Here is a 25,304-nt window from a genome sequence, read left to right on the forward strand (position 1 = left end):
GGCCCGCCATGGATATGTCCGATTCGATCTCTGCCGCTCTCCACACCATGAAGCTGATCAACGGGGCCACGGTCATTTATCGACGCGGCAACCAGTCGGTCGAACTCATGGGAGTGCGAGGCCAGAGCAGGCAGCGGGGCTACAACGCGGACGGGCTGGAGATCACGTGGCAAAGCCATGATTGGACGTTCCACAGCGATGAACTCGAACTGGCCGGCACTGTCATCACGCCGACCCGTGGGGACACCATCGAAGAAACGATTGGCGGCGAACTGCGGGTCTATGCCGTCACGCACTTGAGCCCCGCTCAGCAGCCCTACGAGTGGGAAGATTTTCGAGGCCTCGTCACCCGCATTCACACCGTTTTCCAGAGTGCCACATGACCCGCTATCACGCACTGCTTGAAGAACTGCAATCGGCCCTCGAACTGGAACTGGCTGCCGATCAGCAGCTCGAAATCCGCGTCGGTCATTTTGACCAGGACGAAGCCACCCGGCTGCGTGGCACAAAACTGCTCCTCATTTCGTGCGATTCGGTGCAGACCGTGGCCATGTCTGAGGATCAGCGAGTGGATGAAGGCGTCGTGCAGTTGCAAATTGTGCGGAATGTGAATGGAGCCAACCGCGACTCGCTGACCATTGAAGCCCTCGACCAGTTTGTGGAGTCGCTCAAAGACTCTCTGCCAGGCCGGAAGTTCGATTCGGGCCGTCTGCTGACTCTGCTCCCCTCCCCGCTCGTCTCGCTAGACCTGCTCCGCTCCCCGGGCATTTATCTGGCCACCATTCTGGTGAGCTTCCAGCAGTGCTACACGATCGAGGGCGTGGAGCTGCCCGAGATCACGCTCCCCGATCCCTTGCCAATTGTCTCCCGTGTGCGGCAAGCCGTCTGGGAGGCGATTGACCATTGGGAGTGGCCGGACGGCTTTGAATGGGGCCGCATCTTCGAGACAGATGCCGACGTCGCCGAGCTGGCGTTGCGTGGCGGCCCGGCAGTCGATGAACTCCCTGCCCTGTCGGCCCGCTGGCAGGTCTATCAGGTGCAGGAAACCATGAACCGGCTCGAAGATCTTCCTTTGCGGCTGGTGCTCGAAGCGTGGTTGCCAGTCGGCTGGCAGACATTGGCCGAAGTGCTCGCCGATCAGCTCATGCGGGCCGTGATTTCATCCGCTCCCACCAATGGAGCCATGCCTTTCGTGCGGGCCGTTATCGGACACGTTCCCCGCCCCCTGGGCCCCGTTTCGATCACTGAGAAAGAACTTCCGGGCCCAAGTGGCCGTCTCTGTCTGCAGGTGCAGGTGGTCTTGGGCCTCCTCTCTCGCACTGACCTTTACCATCAAGGAGCTTAGGCCATGCCGCAAGATGTCCAAATTCAAACCGGGTTCGAGTCGTTCATCACCATTGTGGATGAGTCAACATGGGGTGATTATCCCAATTCACCCGTCCTCTGGCATTGCCCCTACGACACGTTTGACGTCAAGCATCAAACCGAAGTCCGCAGCGGCAACCAGTTCACCGGCTTCCGGCAGGAGACCCACAGCCGCTTCGTGCGTGGCATGCCACAGGGGGCTTTGGCGTTGCCACTCTTTGGGTGGCATCCCGTCGCGGGCGAGGAAAGTCTGGCCCAGTACCTCATTGAGTGGGCCTTCGGGAATCCGGAAGCCAAGTTCCGGGCCTCGAAGTCGATCAACTACTATGAGGGGGTCAACTTCGACAACAACCGCTATCAAGGCCTGCGCGTCAATCAGGGGACGCTGGCCGGTCAGGATGGGGGGCCGGTGACGATCAATCTCGATCTGATGGGCCGCGAAACCATCCCCCAGGTGGCCGATGAAGAAGACGGGCCGGAAGTCGGCAATGCTCCCACTGTCCCTTATGACCGCTTCAAGCTGATTGAGTGCGATTTCACCGACGTGACACTCAATCTGGCGGGGGTGAATGGTGTTCCCTTCTCCGGCTTCAATCTGGTGGCCACGCACGGACTGATTCCCGATTATCTCGGGGGAAAACTGCTCCGCACCATGCCATCCGGGCCGACCATTCAGACGCTCACTCTGAACCCGCCCAAGACCTCCAAGGTGTGGGCCGAGACCATCCGCAAAATGGATTTTGAGGAACAGGAAGTCACGGCTTCGCTGGTGCTGAAGATTCCGCACATGGGGACGGGAGCCGTTGACACCAACTTCACGCAGGTGACAGCCACCTTCAACCGGCTCTCACTTCAGAAGGCCGATACCGCCCGCTCGAAGGGAGTGTTGCAGCAGCCCCTGGAATTCAAGGTGCTCAAACCGATGAGCAACAACCCCGCGATTTCCTGGGCTTTTGCGGACGTGGCCTAACGATGGCTGATATTCCGGTGGAGCAGGCCGCCCAGCGGCTGCAGCAGCTCCAGCAGGAGTGGGAACGGGAGTTTCGGCAGTTGCTCCGGGAGGTGGAGCAACTGCTGATTCGTCTCCAGCGGGAAAGGTTTTCCCGCTTATCGCAGGGCCAGACGCATGCCGGGGATCAATGGCCCAGCACAGAGGATTCCCGGCGAGGTGTGCGGCAGACAATCGGGATTCGCTCTCGCAGACTGGCCAACAGTCTCACGACCCGCACCCGGCAGGGCCGCCGCCATTTCGGCCAGGTGCAACTGGTCTATCAAGCCAGTTATGCCGCCGCCTTTGACAAGTTTCGACGTTTACTACCCCAGCGGATTCCCCAGGAGTGGGCCGCCCAGATCAATGGACTGATGGAAGCTCGGCTGGATCGTCTCGAAGAAAAATTGAGACAGGCCGGGCTCATCGATTAAGGACAAAGTATGTTTCAGCTCAAAGAAGTGACACGTTCCGTGGTGCTCGATATCGCCGCCGCCGAAGGAACATTCTGGGTCTCCTTTCGCAAACCGACCTTTGCGGAGGCGATGCAGCACGATGCCTTGTGGGAGTCGCTCCCCCGCGATGAATCGGGCCAGCAGTATGCCCGACTCACTCAGTTGCGGCTGTCGCTGGTGAATGGTTGGGGAAATGTGCGGCAGCCCGATGGCACGATGCAACCCTTCAGCCAGGAGGCCTTGGAAAATGTCGTCTGGCAGTCTCCCACCGCCTTTCAGCAGATCACGAAGAAAGCCATTGAGCTGCTGACAGGGACTCCGCTGGGGGAGTCCGTAAGCGTGCCCGTCTCTGGATCAGAGGCCGGGGACGTTCAGCCAGCCTCGACGTAATGGCCCATCTGCTGCGATCGGCCCCACTGCGCAAGCGGCTGGGGCTGTCGCTGGTGGAGTTCGAGGCACTCCCCGCCGATGTGGCCGAGGAATGGCTGGTCTGTTGGGAGCTGATCCAGGAAGAGGCCGCCCGCAAAGCGAAGCAAAGGAAGTAACCGATGGCCGCAGTCTTTTCGTTTGGCGTGCGTGATGAGGTGGGCCCCGGTCTGGCTGAAATGGGCCAACGGATTGAGCAAGTGGGCCAGACGGCCCATCAGACCACACAGGAGCAGCAGGAGCTGACCCGCAGTGTGGCCCAACTCGCCAAACAAATGGAAGAAGCCGCCCCCCGCCAGAGGAGCTGGGCCGGGGCCATTGCTGACCAGGCCGAAAATCTGGTGCTCTTTCGCTTCGGTGTGAATGGTTCGCGGGAAGCCCTGCAGGCCTACAACAAGATCACCCAGGAGACCAGCGGCCCCGAGCGACTGGCCCGCGTGACTCGCAGTTCGGAGCTGGCCATTCGAGCTGTGGGGAATGCGAGCCAGTCGACCGCTCGTGATCTGGTGCAGATGACCCGCACAGCCGAGCCACTGGCCCGACTGCTGGAAAATGTGGAAGCCCGCCTCGGTCGTACCAGCCAGGCCGCCGGATCATTCCGCAGATGGGCCGCCGGTGAAGGAGCCGAACTGGCCAGTCGACGACTGGCGACACAAGGGGGAGCCACGCTTGCAGGACGTGCCGCCGGTGCGGTCTTCACTGGTGCCCGACTCGCCACCAGCACCTTTGCCGTGGGGGCCGCCGCCAGTGTGCAGGCTCAGAGGGCATTGTTTGCCAATACCGGCATTCAACAGGTGGGGGAAACGCAGGACTTCTCCCGTTCGACGGAGGCCCAGAAAGAGGCCTTCGCCGCTCTGGAACGGCAAGCCAAAAAAACCGGTCAAACCGTGGCCGAGCTGATGCAGGAAGCGGGCCAGACGTGGGATGACTTCGGGGCCCAGACGGTGCCGGTCTTCGAGTCGAATCTTGACCGGATGGAGGCCTCGGTGGCCAAGCTCAAAAGCAGTGTGGGCCGCGATCTGCAGGGGATTGGCACGGCACTGGTGGAAATGGCGGATCGAGCCATCCCCGTGCGATCGGCTTTTGTGGCGATCGGTAAGGAAATCGACGCCTCAGCCACACGCGGGGCCAACAACTGGGTGCAAAACATGGATTTGCTCGACCAGTTGAAGAATCAGATTCTCGAAGTGGCTGCCGACTATGACCAGATTCTAGTGGGCGAAGGCCAGTCGCTGGACAACTACCGGGAACGGGCCAAGCTGCTGAAAGAACAGGAGGAGATGCACGCCCGGCTCGATGTGCAGCGAGAGAAAGAACGCGGCCATTTCGATCGACTCCGGGCCGCCCATGAAGCGGTCGAAATGCAGGTCAAAGCCGCCCAGGAGAGCCGCCGCATTGCCAGCCTGCAAACGGTGGAACAGATCGACGCCGAAATCAGGCGGCAACGCGAGCTGGCAGGCCAGCGGGCCACCGCCCTGCAATTTGATGCCCAGGCCCAGCAGGCCCACACCCAGTTGCTGATGCGACTGGAGCAGCAAAAGGCCGATGCCCAGGCCCGCATCATCGAGCAGCAGCAGGAAGCCCAACGAGTCTATCGGGAGGATCAAGCCCGCTTCGAGCGGGAGCGCGAGGAAGAGTACAACGCCCATCTCCAGCGGGTCGTGGATGCCTCCAAGAAGCGTTACGACGAAGAAATGGCCTATCGTGATCAGGTCTATAACGAAGCTCGCCAGACCGCCGTGGAGCAGCTCGAAAACCAGCAGAATGCCGCCTTGGAAATGATGCGAGCGGAAGGAGCCAGCACGAAGGAGCTGGCCCAGCAACGCATCCGACTGCTGGAAGAGGAACGCGACCGCAATCTCTCTTTTGCCAAGACTCGCGAGGAGCGGCTGAAAGCCGAACATGAGTTTCAGCGAAAGCTCTCCCGCGAAACGACCAGCTATGCCGTTGCGGCCCATCGGGAGGAAGTGGAAGCGGCCAAAGAAGCGGAAGAAAAGAAGCGGCAGGCCATGGAAGAGACCGCCAACCGCCGCCGCCAACTGGCTGGCGAAGGCCTGCAGAAAGCAGGAATTGACGGGCAGCGGCTGCTGCAAAATCAAGACCCCCGAGCTGTGACCAAACAATTGCAGACGAGGGCCGGAGTGCTCGCCGCCCAGAAGTTCGATCGAGCCAACCGAGGGACAATGGCCCACGGAACAGCCCAGGAGAAAGCCCGGCTGAATGCCCGCCGCAAAAAGGTGATTCAGGCCGCCCAGCGCGATGCGTTCCGCCAGGAGCGGATGGGCAAGACTGACCCCCAACAGCGGATTGCGGCCCAGCGTGATCTGGCCAAGTCGCAGATTGATGCAATGAAAGACACCGGCCAACTGGCCAAAGAGCAGATCGAGGTGCTGGAGGAGCAATTGAACGCCGCGGTGCAAACGCAGCAGACGGTCGAAGCTCTCCAACAGCGGCTGGATCAGCTCGCCGAAACCAGCAACCAGTTGAACCGCAACGCCGCCGCCCAAAGGCAGCGGGCCCAACGCGGAAGCATTAAGTAAGGGGAGGCCATGACGGTACACATCGAGATGCAGACCGAGCCCTTTGGCCCCTTCACGGAACTGGACTTGGAACAGTTGGCAATGTCCAACCTGAAGCTGCAGATTGCCTACGAGCATGCGGCCCGACTCAGCTTTTCCGTGGCCGAACCGCAGCACACGCGGCCCATTCCCTATGGGGCTTTTCTGCGCGTGTGGATCGACGGGGAAACCGTGCGGGGGGCGGCTCAATCAGCCACCAATCCACTCTTTGAGGGGTTTGTGGAACCGATTCAACCGGCTGAAGCCAATCGGGTCGATTACGAATGTTTTGACCCCACTTTCCGCTGCAACAAACAGGTCAATCTGTTCAATGCTCCGTGGGAGCCCGGCGACCCGTTCGAACTGCTCTGGCCCCAGCCGACTCTGGGAGCCCTGCCCCGCCTGGTCTACAACTGCAAGAACGAGGCCGATGAAGACTATGCCCATTCCGTGGGAAACGATGGGACTGTGGCCAACATTCTCGCGGGAATTCTGGAGTACAGCTATCACCCGCTGGTGTGGCGAAACGCGGCCCCGGGAGATGGAACGGTCGAAGCCGCCGAGCTTCCCTTTGTGTCGGCTGATCTGGAGCCCTTTGACTTCAAGCCGCAGCAAAAATTGGTGTTTCAATCGGAAGGCATCCGTTCCTGTGTGGAACGAGTCAGGCAGTTTGAACCCCGCATGCGGCTGATCTTCGAGCCCGGGACGCGGCTGTGGCGATTCGTGAAGATCGACAGTTCGAGCGTGATCACCTTGCGGCTGAACGATCCCGAGGTGCCGTTCCCGGTCTTGTCGCTCAACATGAACAGCTCGATCGAGAATTGTCACACGGCCATGCGGGTCTATGGCCCCGAGACCAACACGCTGGAGGAATTCCGCTGGACGAAAGCGACAGAGGCCGACCCCTCACCGGTCAACACGCTCGCACCCCTGGGCGATCCGATCGAGCTCGAGACCTGGGGCGATTCGTCCGGCTTCACGACCGAGCAGACCTGGCAGCGGTGGCAGATTGTCCCGGCCATCAAACGCCGCGGGGCTCAGATGTTGCCCCAGTGGATCACCATTCCCATGAATGCCTACAACTTCATGCCGTGCAGGCGGCCTGTGTTGCAGATTTCCTACGACCGGGGCACCACATGGACAACCGCTGAAAACGTGTGGTTTGATTGGCTCAATGGCATTGCGACCTTTCAGGGAACGGCCCCCTACTATCGCCACCCCACGGCCCGGCCCGGATCGACTCAAAGAACCTACGCCCCCACGGCGGTGCGGCTGATCTGGGCCCCGTATGCGGCCCCGCTGATGGTGCGAGTGCCGGAAGAAGGCTATGAGGGGACGGCTTACACCGTGGCCGGTCTGGAGCAGGAGCTGGAGGAATACAGCGAGTTTCTCGCGACCGGGAAGGAGTGGGGCACACCAGTGACCACGGAGGCCCGCATGGAGCAGTTTAGGAAGTATGCCCGTTCTGTCCTCGATGAGCGGAAGGACATTGTGTGGGGGGGCGGCCTGACTCTCGATGGTCTCGACTTCCAGTGGGCCGGACTCAATCGCCGGGTGTCATTTACCAGCAGTGATGGAGCGGGCGGGACTCTGACCATTGGCTGGGAGGAGATCAAGGCGATTGTGACGGACGTGGAATACGACATCAGCCAGCGGCTGACGACGTTGACCTTTTCCAGTGACTGGCTGGAGCTGCTCAGCATCGACCCTGCCGAGCTGCGGGAGCGGCTGAAGATCAAGGCCTTGGAGCAGGTGACGCAGTACCAGGGGCGAACGCTCTTCTTCGAGGTGTTCAAAACTTACAAGGGCTACAACGTCCGGCAAGTGGTGGGAGTGCGGGACAATTACCGCATTGCGTACATCGACGAGGAAACGGGTCTGGAACAGTAGCAGGAGTGGCCGACATGCCCGCCGACTTTCGATCATTTGAGCAGCGACTGAATGCCCTCGAGCGCAAGGGGAACATTCACGACGTGGACATTGAGCGTTTGTGGAAGCTCCAACGGCCCCAGGGCGAAGGCGTCCCAGTCGGCGGCCCATGGCCCCCGATCGACTTCACCGGCCCTTGGGATGAGGAGCCCCCCTGCACCGATTGCGAAACGGAGTGTTTCCGCATTGAGGCCAGCGGCTTCGCGGGCGACTTGGAGCAATTCAACGGGACGCGATGCTTCACCCGTTCCAGCGATTGCGGATGGGTGACCAGTTCTGCCGATGTTCCATTGTTGCGGTATATGTCCCTGCAGATGAACGAGTCGGCTGAACCTCCTGTCGTGATTTTGAGCCTGCAGGGACAGACCGTCAGCTATCGCACGAACGAAATGGATTGCTCGATCAGTCGCACCCTGACGGCGACTCCGGCACCGGATGAAATGACGCCACTCTGGCCAGCGACATTAGAACTTGTTCCGGTCACATGCGGCGATTGCACGCCGAGCACTGGCACAGGAACGGATACCGGGACAGGCACAGGCACCACGACCAGCACAGGCACAACAGCGACCTGCCCGCCGATGACCTCCACGGCTTGGGAATGGACTGGTGCATTCCCCTGGGTGGTCGGCAGTGGTGGCATGTGTTCCGGTCAAGATGGTTGCGAAGCCTGCCCACCAGATTACCCGGGCGAATATCCCGGTCAGATCGTGGTCACCCCTTGCGGCCCGGCCCCTGCCGATTGTTCGAGCAGCACTGGCACAGCGACCGGAACAGCGACCGGAACCACAACCGGGACAGGCACGACGCCACCCACTGAGGGGACGAATACCGGCGATCCATCCAGCACAGGCACCGGGACAACGCCACCCACAGGTACCGGGACAGGCACAAGCGGCGGCACTGGCACCACGGCACCGACTGGAACAGGGACAACGAGCGGAACCGGGACGGCTGCACCGGGCACCTGCAGTTACACGCTGGCAGCGGCTGCCTGGTGTGTGGTCGGTGGCGTGACTCACAGCCTTTACAACCTGGCGACCTCCTGCAGTGTCTCCGGGGGCGGATCATGCCCCGCCCAGCTTGTTGTTCCGGGGACTGCTCCCACCTTGACCGTGCCTTGTGGAACAACAGCCAGTTACCCATGTGAAGGGGGCGGCACAGAAGCCGGCACTGAAGAAGGCCCACCCGAGGAACCATAACCATGAAACCAATACTCACCATCGGCATTCCCACTTGTGACGATCAGCGGGCTTTGTGGTTTACGCTGATCGATCTCCAACGCACGCGCCGCGACTTGGGCCTGACGGATCAGGTGGAAATTTTGGTCATTTCGCAATCGGCCAAGGAAACCCACATCAAAGCCGAACGGGAACACGTTGCAGAAATCCAGAACGCTCGATATCTACACTTGCCCGAACCTCAGGGAGCAGGCCCGGCCAAGCAAGCGGTCTTCGATCATGCAACCGGAAATGCCGTTTGCTGCATCGATTCCCATGTGATCCTCGATACGGGCGTTCTGGCTCGCCTGGTGGCGTTCGCGGCGACGATTGACGACGGGCTGTATTTTGGCCCGAACTTGCGGCGGCGGTTGATCAACGCCGATGGAAAGCCCGCGATAGTTGGCACGCATTATCTGCCGCGATATGGAGGCAACGGCAACTGGGGAGACTGGGCGACCCATCCATCAGCCGACAACCCGCACGCGGCCCCCTTCGAAATCAATAGCTGCGGCACCGGCTGTTTCGTCGCCAAGCGAGAAACCTTTCTGGGCTTTCATGCGGGAGTTCGCGGGCATGGGGGAATTGAACCTTACATCCCGCAGAAATACCGGCAAGCCGGGCGTTCTGTGAAATGCCTGCCGTGGCTTCGCTGGATTCATCTGTATGGCTATTCGGATGGATCCCCCTACAAAGGGTTTGCCTGGTCAGTGAAAGCCCGGAATGATCTGCTGGGATTCGCCGAACTGGGTTACCCATCGTTTCAAATGATCCAATCCAACTACACAGCCCCTGGGCGGCTCTCGCTGGATCGATTCACCGAGATTGCCCGCGAAGTGGGAGCACTCGACCGGCTGCAGCAGATGCCAGCCCCGGCGGCTTTACAAGCCGCGCCAGCAGCAATTCCAGACAGTGACCATCGACGGCTGATCATTGGCGTACTGTCTGCCGACAACGAGCAAGCCCGCTATCGCGACAAGCGGGAAGCGATCCGGCAGACTTGGGGAAAAGATCTGCCTGAGGACGTGGAACTGGTGTTTCTCGTTGGCCGTCCTGATCTGGTCGCACTGCCGGACAAAAGGGGAGATATGCTTTTGCTCCCCTGCCCGGATGATTACCAGCATCTCACCGAAAAAACGATCTGGTTTTGCCGGTGGCTGGTGGCGAATCGCAAGTTCTCGCGCGTCCTGAAATGCGACGATGACACTTACGTTCACGTCCAGAGGATCCTTGGCCGCGACCGGATGACCGCCGATTACGTCGGGACTCCCACCCCGCAGCGAGTGGCAGCGGGCCGACCGTTCGAAACAGCCAGCGGCGGGGCTGGTTACTTACTCAGCCCGAGGGCCGTTTCGATTGTGGCAGCCAGCGAGCCCACAAAAGAATGGCAGGAAGATGTGCATGTCGCCCAGGTGCTGCACGCTGCAGGGATCAACCTGACAAAAAGCAGGCAGTTTCACGCTGGGAAACAGACCATTCCCGGGCCGGACAACCAGCAGGTGACCGCCCACTATGTCACTCCCGAGCGAATGCGGGAAATTTACTTGCAGTTAGGATGCTTAAACATCAATCGTGACAAACACATAGTCATCTCATGACGCTACTAGGTTATAAAAGAATATCGAGAACTTGCTCCCAACCCGTGACTCTACGAATGGCCCAAGTACGATCTCCAAGTGCATTCCAGGGGTGTGAAATAACTAACGGAAACAAACATCCCGACTTTGCGAAGGCCATTGCCTGATTAAGGTCATCCTCAACGCATGCCCAAACAGGCCCAACAGCCTGATGCTTCTGGCCGCTACTAACAAAATGCGTATCTTCAGAAGGAAAACCATGGGAATGAAGCCATTCCAAAGTTGCTTGCCTTGCAGCAGGAAGTCTGGACGTTGCAAAGTGTATTTTAAATCCCTTTGAAAGTTCTTTCACAGCTTCCACAGCACCAGGAAGAACGGCAATTTGTGAAATGATCTCAGGAGAAGAAAACAAGTCGTGACAGACCTTCCATTCCTCATAAGTTATTTGTTGCCCGTGGATATCACTACACCTCCAGTAATCAAACGAGCAAATATCGTCATATGATAGATGGACGCGGCCGTTAGTCACTCGCTCAATACACTTTCGCATTGTAGAATCACTAGCAGCCAGCACATTGTCAATATCAATGCACATAGCAAGTTGCTGCGGCGTTCTCTCGTAAGTCGAAATGCTGGTCTTATCGCCTTGAGAAAAATGAAAGGAGTTTGGAAGCAAATCAACTACACTAGTGTGGACGATCTCCCCTTTGTTACAACCGATAAATATCGGAACATTGCTACAGAATTCAGCCATAAATTGGCGGCAGGCACCACATGGAAATGATGCAGTTTCCGTAGGTGTAAAAATGGCAATGCCTAGGAACTCTTTAGCTCCGCAAGAAATTGCTGAAACAAATGCGCTTCTCTCACCGCAGATTGTTAAGCCATAAGATGCATTCTCTACATTAACTCCTGTGAAAATTCTTCCATCGGAAGCTAGTATCGACACTCCAACAGGAAATTCACTATAAGGAGCGTAGGCATGGTCGCATGCAAGTCGCGCCAAACTCACCAATTGTTCACCAAGAACTGTGTTTATGTTAGCGTGGTGCATGTCTTTCCAGTTGCTCACTCGATAGTTTTGTCCACAATGTAACAAGCTCCTCGGGAACAGGAACCCCACCAAAAAGTTTGACAAATCCCTCTGCATCTAACCCTAGAAGGGTTTTCATCCTCGCGTTAAAAGCGTCTGGAGAGTCGAGTAACTCAGAGAGGCCAGAATCTCCTTGAACTGGCTCCCAACGTGGGAGTCTTGGTTCGGTGTCAGCATTAAAAACATTACCATCGCATTTCTTTGAAGACATGATGTCACCTTCCTGATATGTCGAGTTGTTAAGAGATATTTGATAGTAGACTGACAATCATCCTGGATGAAGCGTCTATCTCGGTTCGATGATTCAAAAGGAAGTCCTGGAATATAGGCACAATTGCCTCGTCGCTGTCGAAATTTAGTACGCCTCTGAATGCTCTGTGCTTAGTATGGTCATCTATGTTCATGTCATCTAGTTGTGTATTTGTTAAAGTGGAGAGTGGGACTGATAGGAGAGATTTAAGATCGTGACGTACTAGGCGTTGTTGGTACTTGCTCATCTTCCATTTATCACTAAATACTTGTTTTGCATGTAATAGGTCACAAACTACAGGCCGCAGGCTCGACCAGCAATGACCGGCAGCACCGCATCCAATTGGGAGTTCAAGCATATCATCGCAATCCTCATCGCTCATGTTGTGAGTGTATATAACCTTAAGGGTGTCGTGTGTAATCGGAAGCATGATATTGATACGTAAGTGGCCTGAAAAAGCGTATGTGTTTCTGAAGTTGTTCGCAATCAGAGTTAGAATGCTAGATATATAAGAAGGTTCTTGTTTCCAAATGGTGTCTCGTCTCGACAGATAATTGTTTGTGGCGTCCCTTGCTGCCTCATAAGCCGTGTGGATACTCTCCTTATCGGCCAGTAGGTCATAGGTGAGGAGTTTTACTGGCAAGAGAATCTCGTGGAGAGTGGAAACCTGGCGTGTCTCGAGGGAATTGTCTCCAAACAATCCTGCTTTAGCGACACTCCACAAATACTCCATGAGGGTGGGGCTTTGCTGGCCATCGTCTTGTTTTTTAGGACTTAAAGGGCCATTTCTTCTTTCAACTAGTCGAAAGCCGAATGTTGGTGTTAGTAATGGAGCTGTCTTACGTTCTTCGTCAAACACCCAAACTGGGAAGTTAGACATTAATCCACCATCTGAGAACAGTCCTTCATTGTGTTTCTTTGGAGCAAAAAGGAGTGGCAAGGCAATTGATGCTCCTACGGCCTCTGAAACACTTTCTTCACGGTCACGGTCGTCCTCGTGGGAATTAGAAAAAATGCGTATTTTATTCTCAGTGAGGTTCGATGCAATGATCTTTAGTGGAAGCGTAATGTCCTTGAATGCTACTTTTCCATGCGTTGCGGTGGGAGCGTAATTAGGGTCATGTTCCCTTAACTTGTGTAACAATCGCTGTTCGAGCCATGCTTCAAAATGTTCCGTTGTCAGTAGTCCCAAAGTTTTGTGGGAATGTTTAAGTGCTTTTTTCTGCGACCAGGCTTCGGCAAGTAACGATGTGACCCAATTGTATGAAGACTTATTCGCCCCAATTCGTTTCAACGACTCCTGGATGGACCGGTACGTTTTTTGGTCATTGTCAGAAAGAAATGGCTTAAATGAGTCCTTGAGGAGACCGCTATCTCCTGCTGGGCTGTAGAGTTCCTCAGCCTTGTATCCGCAGGCGACAAGCACTGCAATAATTGCCCCGGCTGACGATCCGGCGACGCCAATGAAATCGATCTTGTGTTCTTCCACAGCTGCAAGCGCACCAATGTGAGCAACTCCTTTCGCACCACCGCCTTCAAAGATTCCAAATGCTTGCATGATATTAGATCACACCTCTCAAACGTTTTTCAGAAGAGTCATGTATTTCACACGAGCTGAATGGACAAGTGTATCGAAACGTTTCTGCTAGCCGATACAATGTTTTCAATCTCATGGAGGCGTGGTTATTGGAAGTTATGATCGATGTCCGCATTATCGTTAAGAGTGCGATGGTGTCGATTCCTTCGATTATTCCTTTAGATCAAGTTACTACGGACGAAAGGGAGTTTTTCCAGCGAAATCTGCCGAACTTTGTTAGCGTAAATTCTAAGACGGTTTTTCTGTCAAGGCTTCATTATGATCTGGAAGCCGAATTCAATAAGTCGTTACATGAAAATTCCCTGCATCGAATTGACCCCATTTCGTATTTGATTTTTCAGTTCACGTTATGCATCACATCAATCAAGTGGAATCTAGTCGAGTTTCACATGCAACAGGTGATTGATTGGATCAGGTTCACCATACCAAATCAGAGTATGTACGGAAGTCCACTCTTTGTCAACCTGTTGATTGGGCGTCTAACGAATCACCTTTGTGATGCTCATGATCAGTGTCCTCCCATTGTGTTCATTCAGCCTTAATGAGTTCCAAGTGAAGAACGGATCTCATGTGCCTGTAACTCCTTTTTGAGGCTGATGGACTGAACCGGCTTTCGGAACATGATTCCACGCAGAATCAATCTGCACTTGCGCAGCGCATTTGTTCGCGGTAACAACGAGTGGTGTCACAAAACAAGGTGGCGGCGAGGCTGCGCGAACAACCCCGCCGCCGACATCGCCGACTGAGCAAGCAGCCGGGATGCACCCACTGGGGCATCCATGCGCCGCATCAATCCCAAATTAGTACACCTCCAGCGGCTTGCCGTGACCGCTCGCCCTCCGCCTCCAGAATTGGCTCTGGTTGTGTCAGTTGTGCCGATTCTTCCCATTTTCGGAGGCAAGGATGTCCCCCTTTTTCCAAAGCGGTGCCGTGACGCTTTACCACGGCGATCTGTTCGAGGTGCTGCCCACATTGGGCGGCCTGGCAGTCGATACGCTGTTGACCGATCCCCCCTATTGCTCAGGGGCCGCCGGTGGGGGAGCGAAATGCGACCCACGGCTCAAGTATTGCCAAAATGGCCATAACTGCGGGCGGGTGAGTTTCGACGGCGATAACAAGGATTCGATCAGTTACGGCTGGTGGTCGATGCTCTGGCTGAAGCTCTGCCGGAAATCCTTGCGGGAAGCCTCGTATGCGATGGTGTTCACGGATTGGCGGCAACTTCCGACGATCACCAACGCCATGCAGGGGGCCGATTTCATTCACCGCGGCACAATGGCCTGGGATAAGGGTCTGGCTTCCAGGGCACCCCACAAAGGCTACATCCGGCACCAGTGCGAATTCATCCCCTGGGGGACTCTCGGAAAATGCGCAAACCGTACAGATGCGGGGCCGTTTCCCGGCTGTCTGCGGCATCAGGTGCGGCAGGATGATAAACACCATATGACGGGCAAGCCCACGGCCCTGCTGCTGGAGCTGGTGCAGATCTGCCCGACTGGTGGCATGGTTCTGGATCCGTTTGCCGGGTCTGGCACCACACTGGTGGCTGCCCAGACCAGCGGCAGGAGGGCCATCGGGATCGAGCTTTCCGAGGCGTACTGCGAGATTGCGGCCAAGCGGCTGGAGCTGCTCGCCTCGAAGGGGCCGGAGGCGATTGCCAGACCACAAAAAAGGAGTGCAAAAAAACCGCCGCCCCCCTGCTCTGCGGTGTAATTTCGAGTGGCATTTGGCATAATCTCACTAGCTTCAGGAGCTAGTGGGATCACTCCCGTGCAGGTTCGATTCCTGTCTTGGGCACTCGAGAGCCTGTTGAAGTTTTGCTTCAGCAGGCTTTTTTCATTGCCGGAGGTCTTCGACCTGATACTTCATTCATGGCACCGCGTGCATGATTCGAAAATTCTTCTTCTATCATTGGCGACACACGCAACTGACAACTCGGAACAGATTGTGTTGATTGAACCTGATAGGCCGCGAAAGAACCTGGCGAGATGAAGCCGAAAATTGATTGGTTTCTGCTCGGAATGCTGGTGGCTATTGGGCTGGCGTGGCTTTATCCAACGCCTGGGGCACGGGGTGGCTGGCTCCATCCGGAACTGATCACAAGTTTGGGTGTCGCTTTAGTCTTTTATCTGAATGGTCTTTCCCTGAGCTTTGCTTCGCTGCGTCAGGGAATCATGAAGTGGAAAGTGCATGTGGTTGTCCAAGGGGCGGTTTTTCTGCTGTTTCCCTTGATCGGATTGGGGTTGATGACCGTGACCAGGGGCTGGCTGCCTGAGGAATTGCGGCTGGGGTTGTTCTACCTCTGTGCCTCACCATCGACGGTTTCTTCATCTGTGGCTTTGACGGCTGCAGCGGGTGGAAATGTACCTGCAGCGATTTTCAATGCGACCACCTCCAATCTGCTGGGCGTCGTGCTGACTCCTTTGTGGATGGCAACTGTGCTGCAGGCCGGTCATTCGAATTCCACTGCGGGAAGTTTTTCCATGCAGGAGGTGATCTTCGAACTTTTATTATGGCTGGTTTTGCCACTGGCTCTGGGGCAGCTTTGCAGGCCATGGCTGGGCGAATGGGTGACCAGGCATCGACGATTTGTCACCTCGGTCGATCGCGGCACGATTCTACTGCTGATCTACACTTCGTTCTGTGATTCGATGGTACTGGGCATCTGGACAAAGCATGGGTTTATGGTTGTGGCAGTTACGGCAGCAATTACTCTTGCGCTCTTTTATCTCGTGTTTTTCATTCTCAGTGCAGTTTGCCGAGGGTTAATGTTCAATCGAGAAGACTGGATTGCGACTGTTTTTTGTGGCTCCAAAAAATCGATGGCGACGGCTGTTCCTATGGCACAGATCATGTTCGGTACCAGCCCTGCTCTGGGGATGATTCTTCTGCCAATTATGATTTACCATCCGCTCCAATTGGTAATCTGTGGTCTCCTCGCCACTCGCTGGAAGAAGTTGGCGCTCGATTCTCCCCTGAACCCAAAGGGACAAACCAATCCTTCCTGAATTCAGTTATCGAATGGGTTTCGCAGCCATAGGGAAATGTTAGCCTGGTGATGATCAAAATCGAAAAGGCTGTTCAAATTTCCCCGTGAAGATCATCTGATCAAGTGATCGCCGGGAACGCTCGGATCGTTCTCGCTGTTGCAGTTCTGAAGGAAGTTTTTCGACTTCTCCCGGAAAGCCAATCGCCATGACAGCGGCAGGTTCAAAGCTTTCGGGGATCTCGTAAATGACCCTTGCCTGAGCAGCGTTATAGCCACCCATGAGGTGAGCCTTGAGCCCCATAGCTTCCGCCTGGAGTACAAGCTGGATCGTCGCCATCCCGGTATCATGCATCCCGAATCGATTGGGGTGACCATTCCGAGTCAGGGTGGTTCGGGCAATTGCCAGAACCAATAACCCTGCATGTTGTGCCCAGACCTGATTGGCGTCAGCCAGACAACTCAGCAGGCGGGAAAATTCGATCTCATCGTCGCGTGGTGCCATTAAAAAAGACCACGGTTGATCGTTGTAACTCGAAGGAGCCCATCGAGCTGCCTCGCAAAGCTGCTGAATCTGCAGTTTGGTCAACGGTTCCGGACGAAAACTCAAAGGACTCCATCGATCTTGAATCAGAGGATGAATCTCGACCGAGGATGGGGCAGGCTTATGGGACATACGATGAACTTTCGACTTTGCATCAGATCTCTAATGCTTAGTTCCCTGCCACTCTTTGGGCAATTCGAAGTTTTGCAGAGCGGCTGCGAGGATTAAATCGAATCTCGGCAGGTGTGGGTACGATGGGTTTGTCTGATAATTCTTGCCATACGTCTTTTTGTCGAAAGGCCTGCTTGACCAGCCGATCTTCCAGCGAATGGAACGTGATGACTGCCATGATTCCGTGAGGAGCCAAGACTTCCGGTGCGATCTGGTTCAACATGGTCGAAACATGCGTGAGTTCATCATTCACCTGAATGCGCAGGGCCTGAAAAACGCGCGTTGCCGGGTGCTTCTCGGCATTTCGCAAAATCGCTGGAGGAACTGTCTGCTCGACAACACGCACCAGGTCTTTCGTTGTTAGTATTTCGCCCCGCCGGGCAGCAAGACCAATTGCCGGCCCTAATCGCTCCGCAAAAGGTTCTTCGCCAAACTCTGTCAGGACTCGAATAATCTCCGAATCATGGGTCGTGGCCAGCCACTGGGCAGCGGAGACATTCTCGCCAGTTGAGAAGCGCAGATCGAGTGGTCCCTCTGTCTGAAAACTGAAGCCGCGCTGTCGATCCGCCAGTTGGTCGGAAGAGTACCCGAGGTCGAGAAGCATGCGATCAACGAGAGGTGGGCGACCAGTTGACTGACTGTGACGCTGGAGCACATCCCGGATTTCGATGTAACTTCCGTGGTGAATGTGGACGTTTTCGCCACATACAATCTTCTCTGCCAGCGAAATCATCATTGGGTCGCGGTCGAAAGCGAGCAGCATCCCTGCTGATCCGATCGCTTTCAAAATCTCTCGACTATGCCCCCCTGCCCCGAGAGTTCCGTCGGCCACCACGAGTCCTGATTCGAGCCGGAGTTGCTGGATAACTTCTCGAAGCATAACGGGCAGATGCACAGCCCGCTGGGACGAGTTTTTCTTGCCAGACCCCGCAGGCTCAGCGTCGGGAGTCGAAGCATTTCCCGGCGAAAAATTACCCAAGATCTGGTCTCTTTACTGCAAAGATCAAGTGCCGACAACAAGTCTGCAGCACTTTAGCCAATCGCTCGATCAAATGGCATTCGGCATGAGCAGGTTTTCTTTTGGTCGAAGACCTTCACTTCACGCTTTGGGGTTCGATCATTCGCCTCCAGCATTGATTGATCCAGATGAGCCACGGCTTGCCATGCCGACCGATCCACTTCATTACTCCCGCAGCCCACAAAAACTCTGTCGAAAGAATACTCAATCCTAAAAGGATCGTCAGAATGCCCGGCCCCGGGATGACGAGCATGATGATCCCGGCGGCGATGAGACCTGCTCCCAGACAGAAAATGAAGATCAACCTGAGCGGCTTTGGAAACATTCGAATTCTGCGCTGGGACAGCCTGAGTCGATACCGCAGCCCTCGCCAGCATGAATTCTGGTGATTCGAAGGTGCTATTGTTCCCAAAGTGCTGTTCACGGATGAATCGGAAGGATTCGTGTTGCAAGACTCCATCAAATGATCTCCTTCGCATGTGTGCATGCGTGCGAAAAGATCAGCCAGTTGCTACTCTTTCCCAAAAAATGAAACCTCAAAATTAAGAAACGAACTTCCCGAGTGACCAGATTCAAAAAATATGAGATGAAACTCACTCGCTCACAGATCTGATTTTTCGAAATTTCGTAAGTTGTTTAATGGTAGGATGATGCGGAATATCTTTGATTTATCGGAAGATGTCGCCATTGTGATTGGCGCCACTGGTGTTCTGGGTGGCTCGATGGCGAGTGCTCTCGCTGCTCAAGGAGCCCATGTGGTCGTGATGGGTCGAAACCAGGAACGCGGTGAAGCCCGAGTGGCGTCCATTCGAGCGGAAGGCGGCCGGGCCAGCTTTGTATCGGCCGATGCTGGCCATGCGGAATCGTTGCTTCATGCCCGTCAGGAGATTGAGGGCACTGTCGGAACGGCGACAATTCTCATCAACGCGGCCGGCGGCAATCGGCCCGAGGCGACGCTTCCTCCCGGGGCTGACTTTTGCAAACTCCCGATCAGTGCCTGGAACGAAGTGTTTGATCTCAACTTGACGGCTGGTGTATTGCTCCCCAGTCAGGTTTTTGGTGAGTCGATGGTCAAGCAGCAGCGTGGCTCGATTATCAATATTGCCTCAATGTCAGGCATGATTCCGCTTTCACGTGTAGTGGCGTATTCGGCAGCCAAAGCAGCGGTATTGAATCTGACCAAGTTTCTCGCCCGTGAATGGGCCACGACCGGTGTGCGGGTTAATGCGATCAGCCCTGGGTTTTTTCCAGCCGAGCAGAATAAGGCTCTGCTGTTTAATCCCGATGGGAGCTACACCGCCCGTGGTCAGCAGATTATCTCACATACACCGATGGCCCGCTTTGGGACTGCGGACGAACTTTCGGGCGCCGTCGTCTGGCTCGCTTCATCAACAGCCTCCTCCTTCGTGACGGGGCAGAATATTGTGGTCGATGGTGGATTTTCTTCAGTCACCATTTAATGCCTGATTGAGGCAGGCATTTGTCGATTCGGCAGAATCGAAAACTGGCATGAAAACCTTATTGGCAAACACGGTTTCCTCCTTTATCTCAATAGAAAGTTTTCAACTCATGGCTGACCTCGCAATTCGTCAAGATGCCTGTGAACTCGATTTTCTGGCGCTGGGTGCTCTTGTGCATCGTCTGGATCCTGGCATCATCCCTTTCCGGAAGGCCAAGAGTTTTGACATCCATGTCTCGGGTGGTGAGTACAACGTCGCTGCCAACCTGGCGGACTGTTTTGGTCAGAAGACGGGTGTGGCCACAGCCATGGTGGACTACGGGATTGGTGAACTGGTGCAGGCCCGTGTTCGCGAAATGGGCGTCAAGCCTTTCTATAAGTGGTTCAAGCATGATGGTGTGCGTGGACCAAATATCGCGACTGTTTATAGTGATCGCGGTCTGGGAGTCCGCCCTCCCGTCGTGTTCTACAACCGCTCCAACGAAGCGGGAGCTATGCTCAAGCCCGGCGATTTCAACTGGTCAGAGATTTTTGCCAATGGGGTTAAGTGGTTTCATTCGGGTGGAATTTTTGCAGCCCTCTCGGAGACTACTTCACAGGTCATTATCGAAGGGATGAAAGCTGCCAAAGCTGCGGGAGCTATCACTTCGTTTGATCTCAATTACCGAGCCAAGCTCTGGGCATCGGTCGGTGGTGATGCCAAAGGTCAGGAAACCATCGCCAAGATTGTCGAGCATGTCGACTGTCTGATTGGCAACGAAGAAGACCTGCAAAAAGGTCTGGGGATTGAAGGACAGGATGTCGAGCACAAATCGAAACTCGACCCGGACTCTTTCTTCCAACTGATCGACAAAGCCACAAAGAAATTCCCGAACGTCAAGCTGGTCGCCACCACTTTGCGTGAGGTGCATACGACGAATCGGCATGACTGGGCTGCAGTGCTCTGGCTCAATGGGCAGAAGTTTGTCAGTCCTACCATGGCCCTCGATGTGGTCGATCGAATTGGTGGTGGTGATGGCTTCTGCGCAGGCTTGATTTACGGTCTGCTGAATGGCAAGACACCTGAGCAGGCACTCCGATTGGGCTGGGCTCACGGTGCTCTGCTTACAACCTTCCCAGGGGATACCACCATGGCCAAGCTGCCGGAAGTGGAAGCACTGGCCAAGGGTGGTTCAGCCCGCGTTCAGCGATAAACCTGATTCGAAAGTGCAGGATAGCTTGTCGGGATCGGAGTGAGATCATCATTCCGATCCCGAAACTTTCCCTGACAAACTCCATCTCTTCATCAATATGACCTGCCCGTGAAAATACGATTTGACCGTGAAGCTGAACTGTGCCGGATGCAATTGCGAGGTCCTCTCCCAGATCGGCTGATTGAGAATTGATCAGCCAATTGAGAGGTTTTCCAAAAGAGGGGTATTTCCTGATGCACTTCGATCATCAACCTGTGAACGAATCGGCCCCTCAGTCACTGGCTTCGCAGCAAGGCAATGCACGCCTGGGAATGAGGCTGTTCATTTTCTACACGAGCTTGTACAGCCTGTTTGTTGCCATCAGCGCCTTCTCATTTTCGTCACTGGCAATTCCACTTTTCGGTGTCCCCGCCGCAGTGACGGCAGGGTTTGGCCTGATTCTGGGGGCAATCGTTCTGGCAGTGCTCTATGCCAGAGCCTGCACGTCGGAATAACTCCCCCTTTTAAGTTCAGTGGGGAGTCAGATTCAATGACTCACCTGATGATGGCGTCATCAACAACATCTCGACTTCACAATTCGCAACGACAGCCTGACGAATTCTTCTGCCGCTCGGCGTAAAGGTAATCTCGTGCTGACAGACCCTTCACCATTGGCAATGTTGATCTTTCTGATCTTTGTTGGCTTCACGCTGGGGATCAGTTTCTGGTTTGCTTCCAAAAGTAAATCGTCGGCCTCTTACTTTGCAGCGGGTGGGCAGATTCCATGGTTTGTGAATGGTGTGGCTTTTGCCGGTGACTATCTGTCAGCGGCATCGTTTCTTGGAATTTGCGGGATGATTGCTCGCTACGGCTACGATGGATTTCTGTATTCGATCGGATTTCTGGCTGGCTGGGTGGTGGCCTTGTTTGTGATTGCCGAACCTCTCAAACGCATGGGTCGGTACACATTTGCCGATGCATTGAACAGTCGATTTCAATCGCGCGCAGTGACCTTTGCGGCAGGATTGAGTGCGCTGGTTGTCAGTGCGTTCTACCTCATACCGCAGATGGTTGGTGCCGGCGCACTCATTATGCCACTCTTTGGTTTGCCTCACTGGATGGGTGTGATTGCCGTGGGACTGGTCGTCACGGTGATCGTGGTTTCTGCCGGGATGGTGAGTACGACGTACGTTCAATTCATTAAGGGAGCATTGCTGGTGCTCTTCAGTGGTTTGATCACCATTCTCATACTCAATCGTGGTTTGACAAGCACGGATGATCCAGTGGCCATGCAGCCGCAGGTTTTAACGGTGACAACCTCAGGAGAAAAACTGATTGATGGTACTCCTCTGGGAAGTGGTGCAGGACAGGCTCGAATTCGCGGTGTCGGTCAACTGGCATCGTTAGCCAAAGGGCCGAATGGCGAAGATCGCACGAGCACAGGCCCATTGAGTCCGTGGGGATTTCTGCAGGAGTTGAATCAGTCACAAGTCATCCTGTGGAATGAAAACACGCAATCGACCGAAAAAGGAAAGGTTACGACCTATTCCCCGATCGTGGTTTCTGGCCAGGAAGTGCTGATGCCCGGGCGGAGTCCCTTGTTCCAGGGAATCAAGTCGGATTCCATCTGGCCCAAACTGAACTTCATCTCGCTGATGCTGGCTCTCTTTGCCGGAACAGCTTCTTTACCACATGTGCTGATTCGCTATTACACTGTTAAAGACGGCCGTGCAGCGCGCCAAAGTACCGTGGTCGGAATTGCGACCATTGGTGTGTTTTACATTCTGACTTTGTTTCTCGGTCTGGGGGCCATGACCGGTGGAAACATCGATCTGACAGACAGCAATATGGCGGCTCCCCTTTTGGCTCGAACCTTCGGTGAGCTTCCTTTTGCACTGGTCTCTGCCATTGCATTCACCACAGTTCTCGGAACTGTGAGTGGCTTGATTGTGGCCGCCAGTGGTGCCGTGGTGCACGATCTCCTGGTGGGGTGGCTGCAGATTCCATTGAGCGATCATCAGAAAGTTCGCTTTGGAAAACTCGTCGCTTTGTTGGTCTCTGTAATGGCCATTGGTCTGGGAATCTGGTTTCAGAAGTTTAATGCCAGCTTTCTCGTCGGTTGGGCCTTCAGTGTGGCGGCTTCGGCCAATCTGCCAGCTCTGGTGATGGTCCTTTTCTGGCGAAGGACAACCGGTGCCGGTGTGGCAGCTTCAGTACTTGTGGGAATGTTGTCTTCATTGACCTGGATTCTTCTCAGCCAGGAGACATTCCAGAATGTCTACGGCTACGCAAAGAACGATGCCGCCCAGATGGCGCTCGTCCCCTTCAGTCAACCCGGGATTGTGACAATCCCTCTCGGATTTCTGGTCGTGATTGTGGTGTCACTCCTCACGCGGCCTCAACCTGCCACTGAAAATGAATGATTGCATCACTGCTCACTCGCAGTGCATGATTGACATGCGGATGATTCAGAGTTTGCGAGTCGGCTGGTAACGTGGGGCACTCATCGTGCTGGTAAAGTCTTTCATTTTGAACAGGGATCAACCGTTATGGAGGTGATTTTCCTGGGCACCGGGGGGTATCACCCCAATGAAAGACGGCATACAGCGGGAGTGGCCATCCCTGAAGCTCGAATTGTCTTTGATGCGGGAACGAGTGCTTTCCGTATTCCCAAGGTCATGCCACCTGGGGAATTGAATGTCTTCCTCTCCCATGCCCATCTTGACCATGTGTGTGGTCTGACTTACCTGCTGGCACCATTGCTCACTGGGTACTTTACCAGTTGCAGGCTGTATGGCACAGCGGCCACTCTTCATGCCGTTCGCACTCATCTGTTTGCAGATCCGATCTTTCCCATTCTTCCGGCGTTCGAATTCTGCATTCTTCAGGATGTGATTTCTTGCGGTGACTATGTCATGACCTCACGTTCGATGGTGCATCCGGGCGGATCGATGGCCTTCCGCCTCGAAAAAAATTCGAAGGTGCTGGCCTACGTGACAGATACCACGGCGAACGAGAGCTATCTCGATTGGATTCGCGGAGTGGATCTGCTGATTCACGAATGCTCATTTCGTGATGCTGACGAGAAATGGTGCCAGCCGACAGGCCATAGCCATACCAGTGCGGTGGCCCGGCTGGCAATGGCGGCGAATGTCCAGCAGCTTTACCTGACACACATCGATCCGCGTGATCTGAGTGACGATCCGGTCGATCTCGATCAGGCACGTCAGATCTTTCCCAACACTGTTGTGGCAGAAGATCTCCTCGTCGTGCGGCTTTAGGCATTTTGCGAGGATTGAGGCATGTTGTTGAATCCAGCGGATTTCAAACGTGCAGCCATTTGAATGTCTCAAGTTCAGCGAAAACCTCCACATTTGTGATCGTAAAAGATTGATCGCATTAGTGTATGTTGTTATGTTCAAGTGACGCTCCATTCATTTCTGGGTCAGTTCTTATGGCCAATACTCCTTTCTGTGGAGAAATCGCATGTCTCGTCGCGCATTCACTCTCATTGAACTCCTCGTCGTGATTGCCATTATCGCGATTCTGATTGCACTGCTGCTCCCTGCTGTTCAACAGGCACGGGAATCGGCTCGGAGAACTCAGTGCAAAAATAATATGAAGCAGTTGGGGCTAGCTTTTCATAATTACCACGACGTCCACAAACGCTTTCCTGTCGCGGCTGTCGCAGGTGGTGTGGGAGCCAACCAGGACACGACGACGAGGTCGTGGACATGGACATGCATGTTGCTCCCATTTATCGACCAGACACCACTTTACACCGCCATCAACGTGGGGAATTCGAATCTCATTCCTCAGAACACAGCGAATATGTCCAACATTGAAGATTACTCAACAGCCAATGGCGGAACCGTCGAACGATTGCTGACGACCAAGATCCCCGGTTTCATCTGCCCTTCTGCCAATGGAGGTGATTTGAATCCAAACCACAAAAATCTGGGCGTACTCATGTACGCTGGCAGCAATACGATTTTCCCGGTGCCTAACCCACCAAGAGCCACACCCATCTCAGATATTCTCGATGGAACCTCGAATACGATCCTGGCTGGTGAAAAAGCATTAATGACGGCTCCCTTTGTCGCCATTGGCTCGACCTGGGGGACGGGAAAAATGTGCCAATTCCGTATCAATATTGTTTCACCACATACGGAGATTAATACCCCGTTTGATGGGACGTTAGACACCGCTACGAACTGCTATCTGGAAAATGGTACGCCGGTCAATCTTTTTTCCCGGGTGGCAGTGGCGAGTCCACACACGGGAGGGGCGCATGTCCTGATGTGCGATGGAACAGTCCGGTTTCTGAGTGAGAATATACAATCCAATCCAGCACTTGGGGCTGATACAGGAAATTTCCTTTACCAGAATCTCTTTCAGATCAATGATCGCAACGCGATTGGTGAATTCTAAAGCGGCTTTCCTCCGATCATCTGATATGAAATCGATTAAGGTTTAAGTCTGTCTGCTTAGAACAT

23 protein-coding genes and 1 tRNA gene are annotated in these 25,304 nt (G+C 54.9%); 19 read left to right on the top strand and 5 right to left on the bottom strand.

The annotated features are described in order from the left end of the window. The first annotated feature begins 8 nt into the window (after positions 1 to 8). Genes A6X21_RS22770 through A6X21_RS22810 form a run of 10 tightly spaced genes read left to right on the top strand, consistent with a single transcriptional unit; the run spans position 9 to position 10,539 of the window. Positions 9 to 383 carry a hypothetical protein gene (locus tag A6X21_RS22770; RefSeq protein ID WP_131818508.1) on the top strand — a complete coding sequence of 125 codons (375 nt, stop codon included), beginning with the start codon at positions 9 to 11 and terminating at the stop codon, positions 381 to 383. Further along, positions 380 to 1,345, top strand: a complete 966-nt coding sequence (locus tag A6X21_RS22775; RefSeq protein ID WP_068853246.1) for a hypothetical protein — start codon at positions 380 to 382, stop codon at positions 1,343 to 1,345. The genes A6X21_RS22770 and A6X21_RS22775 overlap by 4 nt, the downstream gene beginning before the upstream one ends. Positions 1,346 to 1,348: 3 nt before the next feature. Continuing rightward, on the top strand, positions 1,349 to 2,335 hold the full coding sequence (locus A6X21_RS22780) for a phage tail tube protein (protein WP_068853247.1): 987 nt from the start codon (positions 1,349 to 1,351) through the stop codon (positions 2,333 to 2,335). Between the two features lie 2 nt (positions 2,336 to 2,337). Beyond that, positions 2,338 to 2,787, top strand: a complete 450-nt coding sequence (locus A6X21_RS22785) for a hypothetical protein (RefSeq protein WP_068853250.1) — start codon at positions 2,338 to 2,340, stop codon at positions 2,785 to 2,787. 9 nt (positions 2,788 to 2,796) lie between these two features. Then, entirely contained in the window at positions 2,797 to 3,198 is a 402-nt protein-coding gene (locus A6X21_RS22790) for a hypothetical protein (RefSeq protein ID WP_068853254.1), read from the top strand. Next, complete coding sequence (locus A6X21_RS24905) at positions 3,198 to 3,353, top strand: hypothetical protein (RefSeq protein WP_165603912.1); 156 nt, start codon at positions 3,198 to 3,200, stop codon at positions 3,351 to 3,353. Before A6X21_RS22790 ends, A6X21_RS24905 begins: the two co-directional genes overlap by 1 nt. Before the next feature lie 3 nt (positions 3,354 to 3,356). Next, the gene (locus tag A6X21_RS22795; protein ID WP_068853257.1) at positions 3,357 to 5,774 is read left to right on the top strand and encodes a coiled-coil domain-containing protein; all 2,418 of its coding nucleotides are present in this window, start codon (positions 3,357 to 3,359) and stop codon (positions 5,772 to 5,774) included. 9 nt (positions 5,775 to 5,783) lie between these two features. Further along, complete coding sequence (locus A6X21_RS22800) at positions 5,784 to 7,682, top strand: hypothetical protein (RefSeq protein ID WP_068853260.1); 1,899 nt, start codon at positions 5,784 to 5,786, stop codon at positions 7,680 to 7,682. Between the two features lie 14 nt (positions 7,683 to 7,696). Continuing rightward, the gene (locus A6X21_RS22805; protein WP_068853264.1) at positions 7,697 to 8,923 is read left to right on the top strand and encodes a hypothetical protein; all 1,227 of its coding nucleotides are present in this window, start codon (positions 7,697 to 7,699) and stop codon (positions 8,921 to 8,923) included. Between the two features lie 2 nt (positions 8,924 to 8,925). Then, complete coding sequence (locus A6X21_RS22810) at positions 8,926 to 10,539, top strand: glycosyltransferase (protein WP_068853267.1); 1,614 nt, start codon at positions 8,926 to 8,928, stop codon at positions 10,537 to 10,539. Between the two features lie 10 nt (positions 10,540 to 10,549). Here A6X21_RS22810 and cdd read toward each other — a convergent pair whose 3' ends face one another. Both cdd and A6X21_RS22820 read right to left on the bottom strand, forming a co-directional pair. Next, positions 10,550 to 11,572 carry a cytidine deaminase gene (gene cdd, locus A6X21_RS23925; RefSeq protein WP_131818509.1) on the bottom strand — a complete coding sequence of 341 codons (1,023 nt, stop codon included), beginning with the start codon at positions 11,570 to 11,572 and terminating at the stop codon, positions 10,550 to 10,552. A gap of 278 nt (positions 11,573 to 11,850) precedes the next feature. After that, complete coding sequence (locus tag A6X21_RS22820) at positions 11,851 to 13,419, bottom strand: patatin-like phospholipase family protein (RefSeq protein ID WP_068853271.1); 1,569 nt, start codon at positions 13,417 to 13,419, stop codon at positions 11,851 to 11,853. 942 nt (positions 13,420 to 14,361) lie between these two features. Between A6X21_RS22820 and A6X21_RS22830 the strand changes: the two genes are divergently transcribed. The 3 genes from A6X21_RS22830 to A6X21_RS22835 all read left to right on the top strand — a co-directional run bounded on the left by A6X21_RS22830 (position 14,362) and on the right by A6X21_RS22835 (position 16,466). Further along, complete coding sequence (locus A6X21_RS22830; protein ID WP_068853275.1) at positions 14,362 to 15,171, top strand: DNA-methyltransferase; 810 nt, start codon at positions 14,362 to 14,364, stop codon at positions 15,169 to 15,171. A 5-nt stretch (positions 15,172 to 15,176) separates the two neighbouring features. Further along, positions 15,177 to 15,252, top strand: a tRNA-Leu gene (locus A6X21_RS24910). A 194-nt stretch (positions 15,253 to 15,446) separates the two neighbouring features. Continuing rightward, positions 15,447 to 16,466, top strand: coding sequence for a bile acid:sodium symporter family protein (locus tag A6X21_RS22835; protein ID WP_068853279.1), 1,020 nt, complete (start codon positions 15,447 to 15,449; stop codon positions 16,464 to 16,466). A 54-nt stretch (positions 16,467 to 16,520) separates the two neighbouring features. Here the strand turns inward: A6X21_RS22835 and A6X21_RS22840 are convergent, their stop codons facing one another. From A6X21_RS22840 to A6X21_RS24915, 3 genes are all read right to left on the bottom strand, one after another. Beyond that, positions 16,521 to 17,120 (bottom strand): nitroreductase family protein, encoded by a 600-nt coding sequence (locus A6X21_RS22840; RefSeq protein WP_068853281.1) that lies wholly within the window; start codon positions 17,118 to 17,120, stop codon positions 16,521 to 16,523. A gap of 37 nt (positions 17,121 to 17,157) precedes the next feature. Then, a complete protein-coding gene (rsmH, locus tag A6X21_RS22845) occupies positions 17,158 to 18,138 on the bottom strand; it encodes a 16S rRNA (cytosine(1402)-N(4))-methyltransferase RsmH (RefSeq protein ID WP_240490376.1) in 981 nt (326 codons plus the stop codon). 115 nt (positions 18,139 to 18,253) lie between these two features. Continuing rightward, positions 18,254 to 18,502 carry a PGPGW domain-containing protein gene (locus A6X21_RS24915; RefSeq protein ID WP_165603913.1) on the bottom strand — a complete coding sequence of 83 codons (249 nt, stop codon included), beginning with the start codon at positions 18,500 to 18,502 and terminating at the stop codon, positions 18,254 to 18,256. A gap of 325 nt (positions 18,503 to 18,827) precedes the next feature. Between A6X21_RS24915 and A6X21_RS22855 the strand changes: the two genes are divergently transcribed. The 6 genes from A6X21_RS22855 (at position 18,828) to A6X21_RS22880 (ending at position 25,239) form a co-directional block, all read left to right on the top strand. Further along, a complete protein-coding gene (locus tag A6X21_RS22855; protein WP_068853425.1) occupies positions 18,828 to 19,637 on the top strand; it encodes an SDR family oxidoreductase in 810 nt (269 codons plus the stop codon). A gap of 109 nt (positions 19,638 to 19,746) precedes the next feature. Next, positions 19,747 to 20,829, top strand: a complete 1,083-nt coding sequence (locus tag A6X21_RS22860) for a sugar kinase (protein ID WP_013110356.1) — start codon at positions 19,747 to 19,749, stop codon at positions 20,827 to 20,829. A 233-nt stretch (positions 20,830 to 21,062) separates the two neighbouring features. Beyond that, positions 21,063 to 21,323, top strand: a complete 261-nt coding sequence (locus A6X21_RS22865; protein WP_068853285.1) for a DUF485 domain-containing protein — start codon at positions 21,063 to 21,065, stop codon at positions 21,321 to 21,323. A gap of 135 nt (positions 21,324 to 21,458) precedes the next feature. Continuing rightward, entirely contained in the window at positions 21,459 to 23,231 is a 1,773-nt protein-coding gene (locus A6X21_RS22870; protein WP_068853287.1) for a solute symporter family protein, read from the top strand. 126 nt (positions 23,232 to 23,357) lie between these two features. Further along, positions 23,358 to 24,089 (top strand): MBL fold metallo-hydrolase, encoded by a 732-nt coding sequence (locus A6X21_RS22875; protein WP_068853289.1) that lies wholly within the window; start codon positions 23,358 to 23,360, stop codon positions 24,087 to 24,089. 205 nt (positions 24,090 to 24,294) lie between these two features. Beyond that, entirely contained in the window at positions 24,295 to 25,239 is a 945-nt protein-coding gene (locus A6X21_RS22880; protein ID WP_068853291.1) for a DUF1559 domain-containing protein, read from the top strand. Positions 25,240 to 25,304: the final 65 nt, after the last annotated feature.

The sequence above is a fragment of the Planctopirus hydrillae genome (assembly GCF_001707835.1).
GTDB lineage: Bacteria > Planctomycetota > Planctomycetia > Planctomycetales > Planctomycetaceae > Planctopirus > Planctopirus hydrillae.

Coding starts and splice junctions, on each gene's coding strand:
- A6X21_RS22790 (WP_068853254.1), top strand. CDS start 2,797: ATGTTTCAGCTCAAAGAAGTGACACGTTCCGTGGTGCTCGATATCGCC.
- A6X21_RS22880 (WP_068853291.1), top strand. CDS start 24,295: ATGTCTCGTCGCGCATTCACTCTCATTGAACTCCTCGTCGTGATTGCC.
- cdd (WP_131818509.1), bottom strand. CDS start 11,572: ATGCACCACGCTAACATAAACACAGTTCTTGGTGAACAATTGGTGAGT.
- A6X21_RS22820 (WP_068853271.1), bottom strand. CDS start 13,419: ATGCAAGCATTTGGAATCTTTGAAGGCGGTGGTGCGAAAGGAGTTGCT.
- A6X21_RS22780 (WP_068853247.1), top strand. CDS start 1,349: ATGCCGCAAGATGTCCAAATTCAAACCGGGTTCGAGTCGTTCATCACC.
- A6X21_RS22830 (WP_068853275.1), top strand. CDS start 14,362: ATGTCCCCCTTTTTCCAAAGCGGTGCCGTGACGCTTTACCACGGCGAT.
- A6X21_RS22865 (WP_068853285.1), top strand. CDS start 21,063: ATGCACTTCGATCATCAACCTGTGAACGAATCGGCCCCTCAGTCACTG.
- A6X21_RS22810 (WP_068853267.1), top strand. CDS start 8,926: ATGAAACCAATACTCACCATCGGCATTCCCACTTGTGACGATCAGCGG.
- A6X21_RS22840 (WP_068853281.1), bottom strand. CDS start 17,120: ATGTCCCATAAGCCTGCCCCATCCTCGGTCGAGATTCATCCTCTGATT.
- A6X21_RS24915 (WP_165603913.1), bottom strand. CDS start 18,502: ATGTTTCCAAAGCCGCTCAGGTTGATCTTCATTTTCTGTCTGGGAGCA.
- A6X21_RS22805 (WP_068853264.1), top strand. CDS start 7,697: ATGCCCGCCGACTTTCGATCATTTGAGCAGCGACTGAATGCCCTCGAG.
- A6X21_RS24905 (WP_165603912.1), top strand. CDS start 3,198: ATGGCCCATCTGCTGCGATCGGCCCCACTGCGCAAGCGGCTGGGGCTG.
- A6X21_RS22795 (WP_068853257.1), top strand. CDS start 3,357: ATGGCCGCAGTCTTTTCGTTTGGCGTGCGTGATGAGGTGGGCCCCGGT.
- A6X21_RS22860 (WP_013110356.1), top strand. CDS start 19,747: ATGGCTGACCTCGCAATTCGTCAAGATGCCTGTGAACTCGATTTTCTG.
- A6X21_RS22875 (WP_068853289.1), top strand. CDS start 23,358: ATGGAGGTGATTTTCCTGGGCACCGGGGGGTATCACCCCAATGAAAGA.
- A6X21_RS22775 (WP_068853246.1), top strand. CDS start 380: ATGACCCGCTATCACGCACTGCTTGAAGAACTGCAATCGGCCCTCGAA.
- A6X21_RS22800 (WP_068853260.1), top strand. CDS start 5,784: ATGACGGTACACATCGAGATGCAGACCGAGCCCTTTGGCCCCTTCACG.
- A6X21_RS22785 (WP_068853250.1), top strand. CDS start 2,338: ATGGCTGATATTCCGGTGGAGCAGGCCGCCCAGCGGCTGCAGCAGCTC.
- A6X21_RS22835 (WP_068853279.1), top strand. CDS start 15,447: ATGAAGCCGAAAATTGATTGGTTTCTGCTCGGAATGCTGGTGGCTATT.
- A6X21_RS22770 (WP_131818508.1), top strand. CDS start 9: ATGGATATGTCCGATTCGATCTCTGCCGCTCTCCACACCATGAAGCTG.
- A6X21_RS22855 (WP_068853425.1), top strand. CDS start 18,828: ATGCGGAATATCTTTGATTTATCGGAAGATGTCGCCATTGTGATTGGC.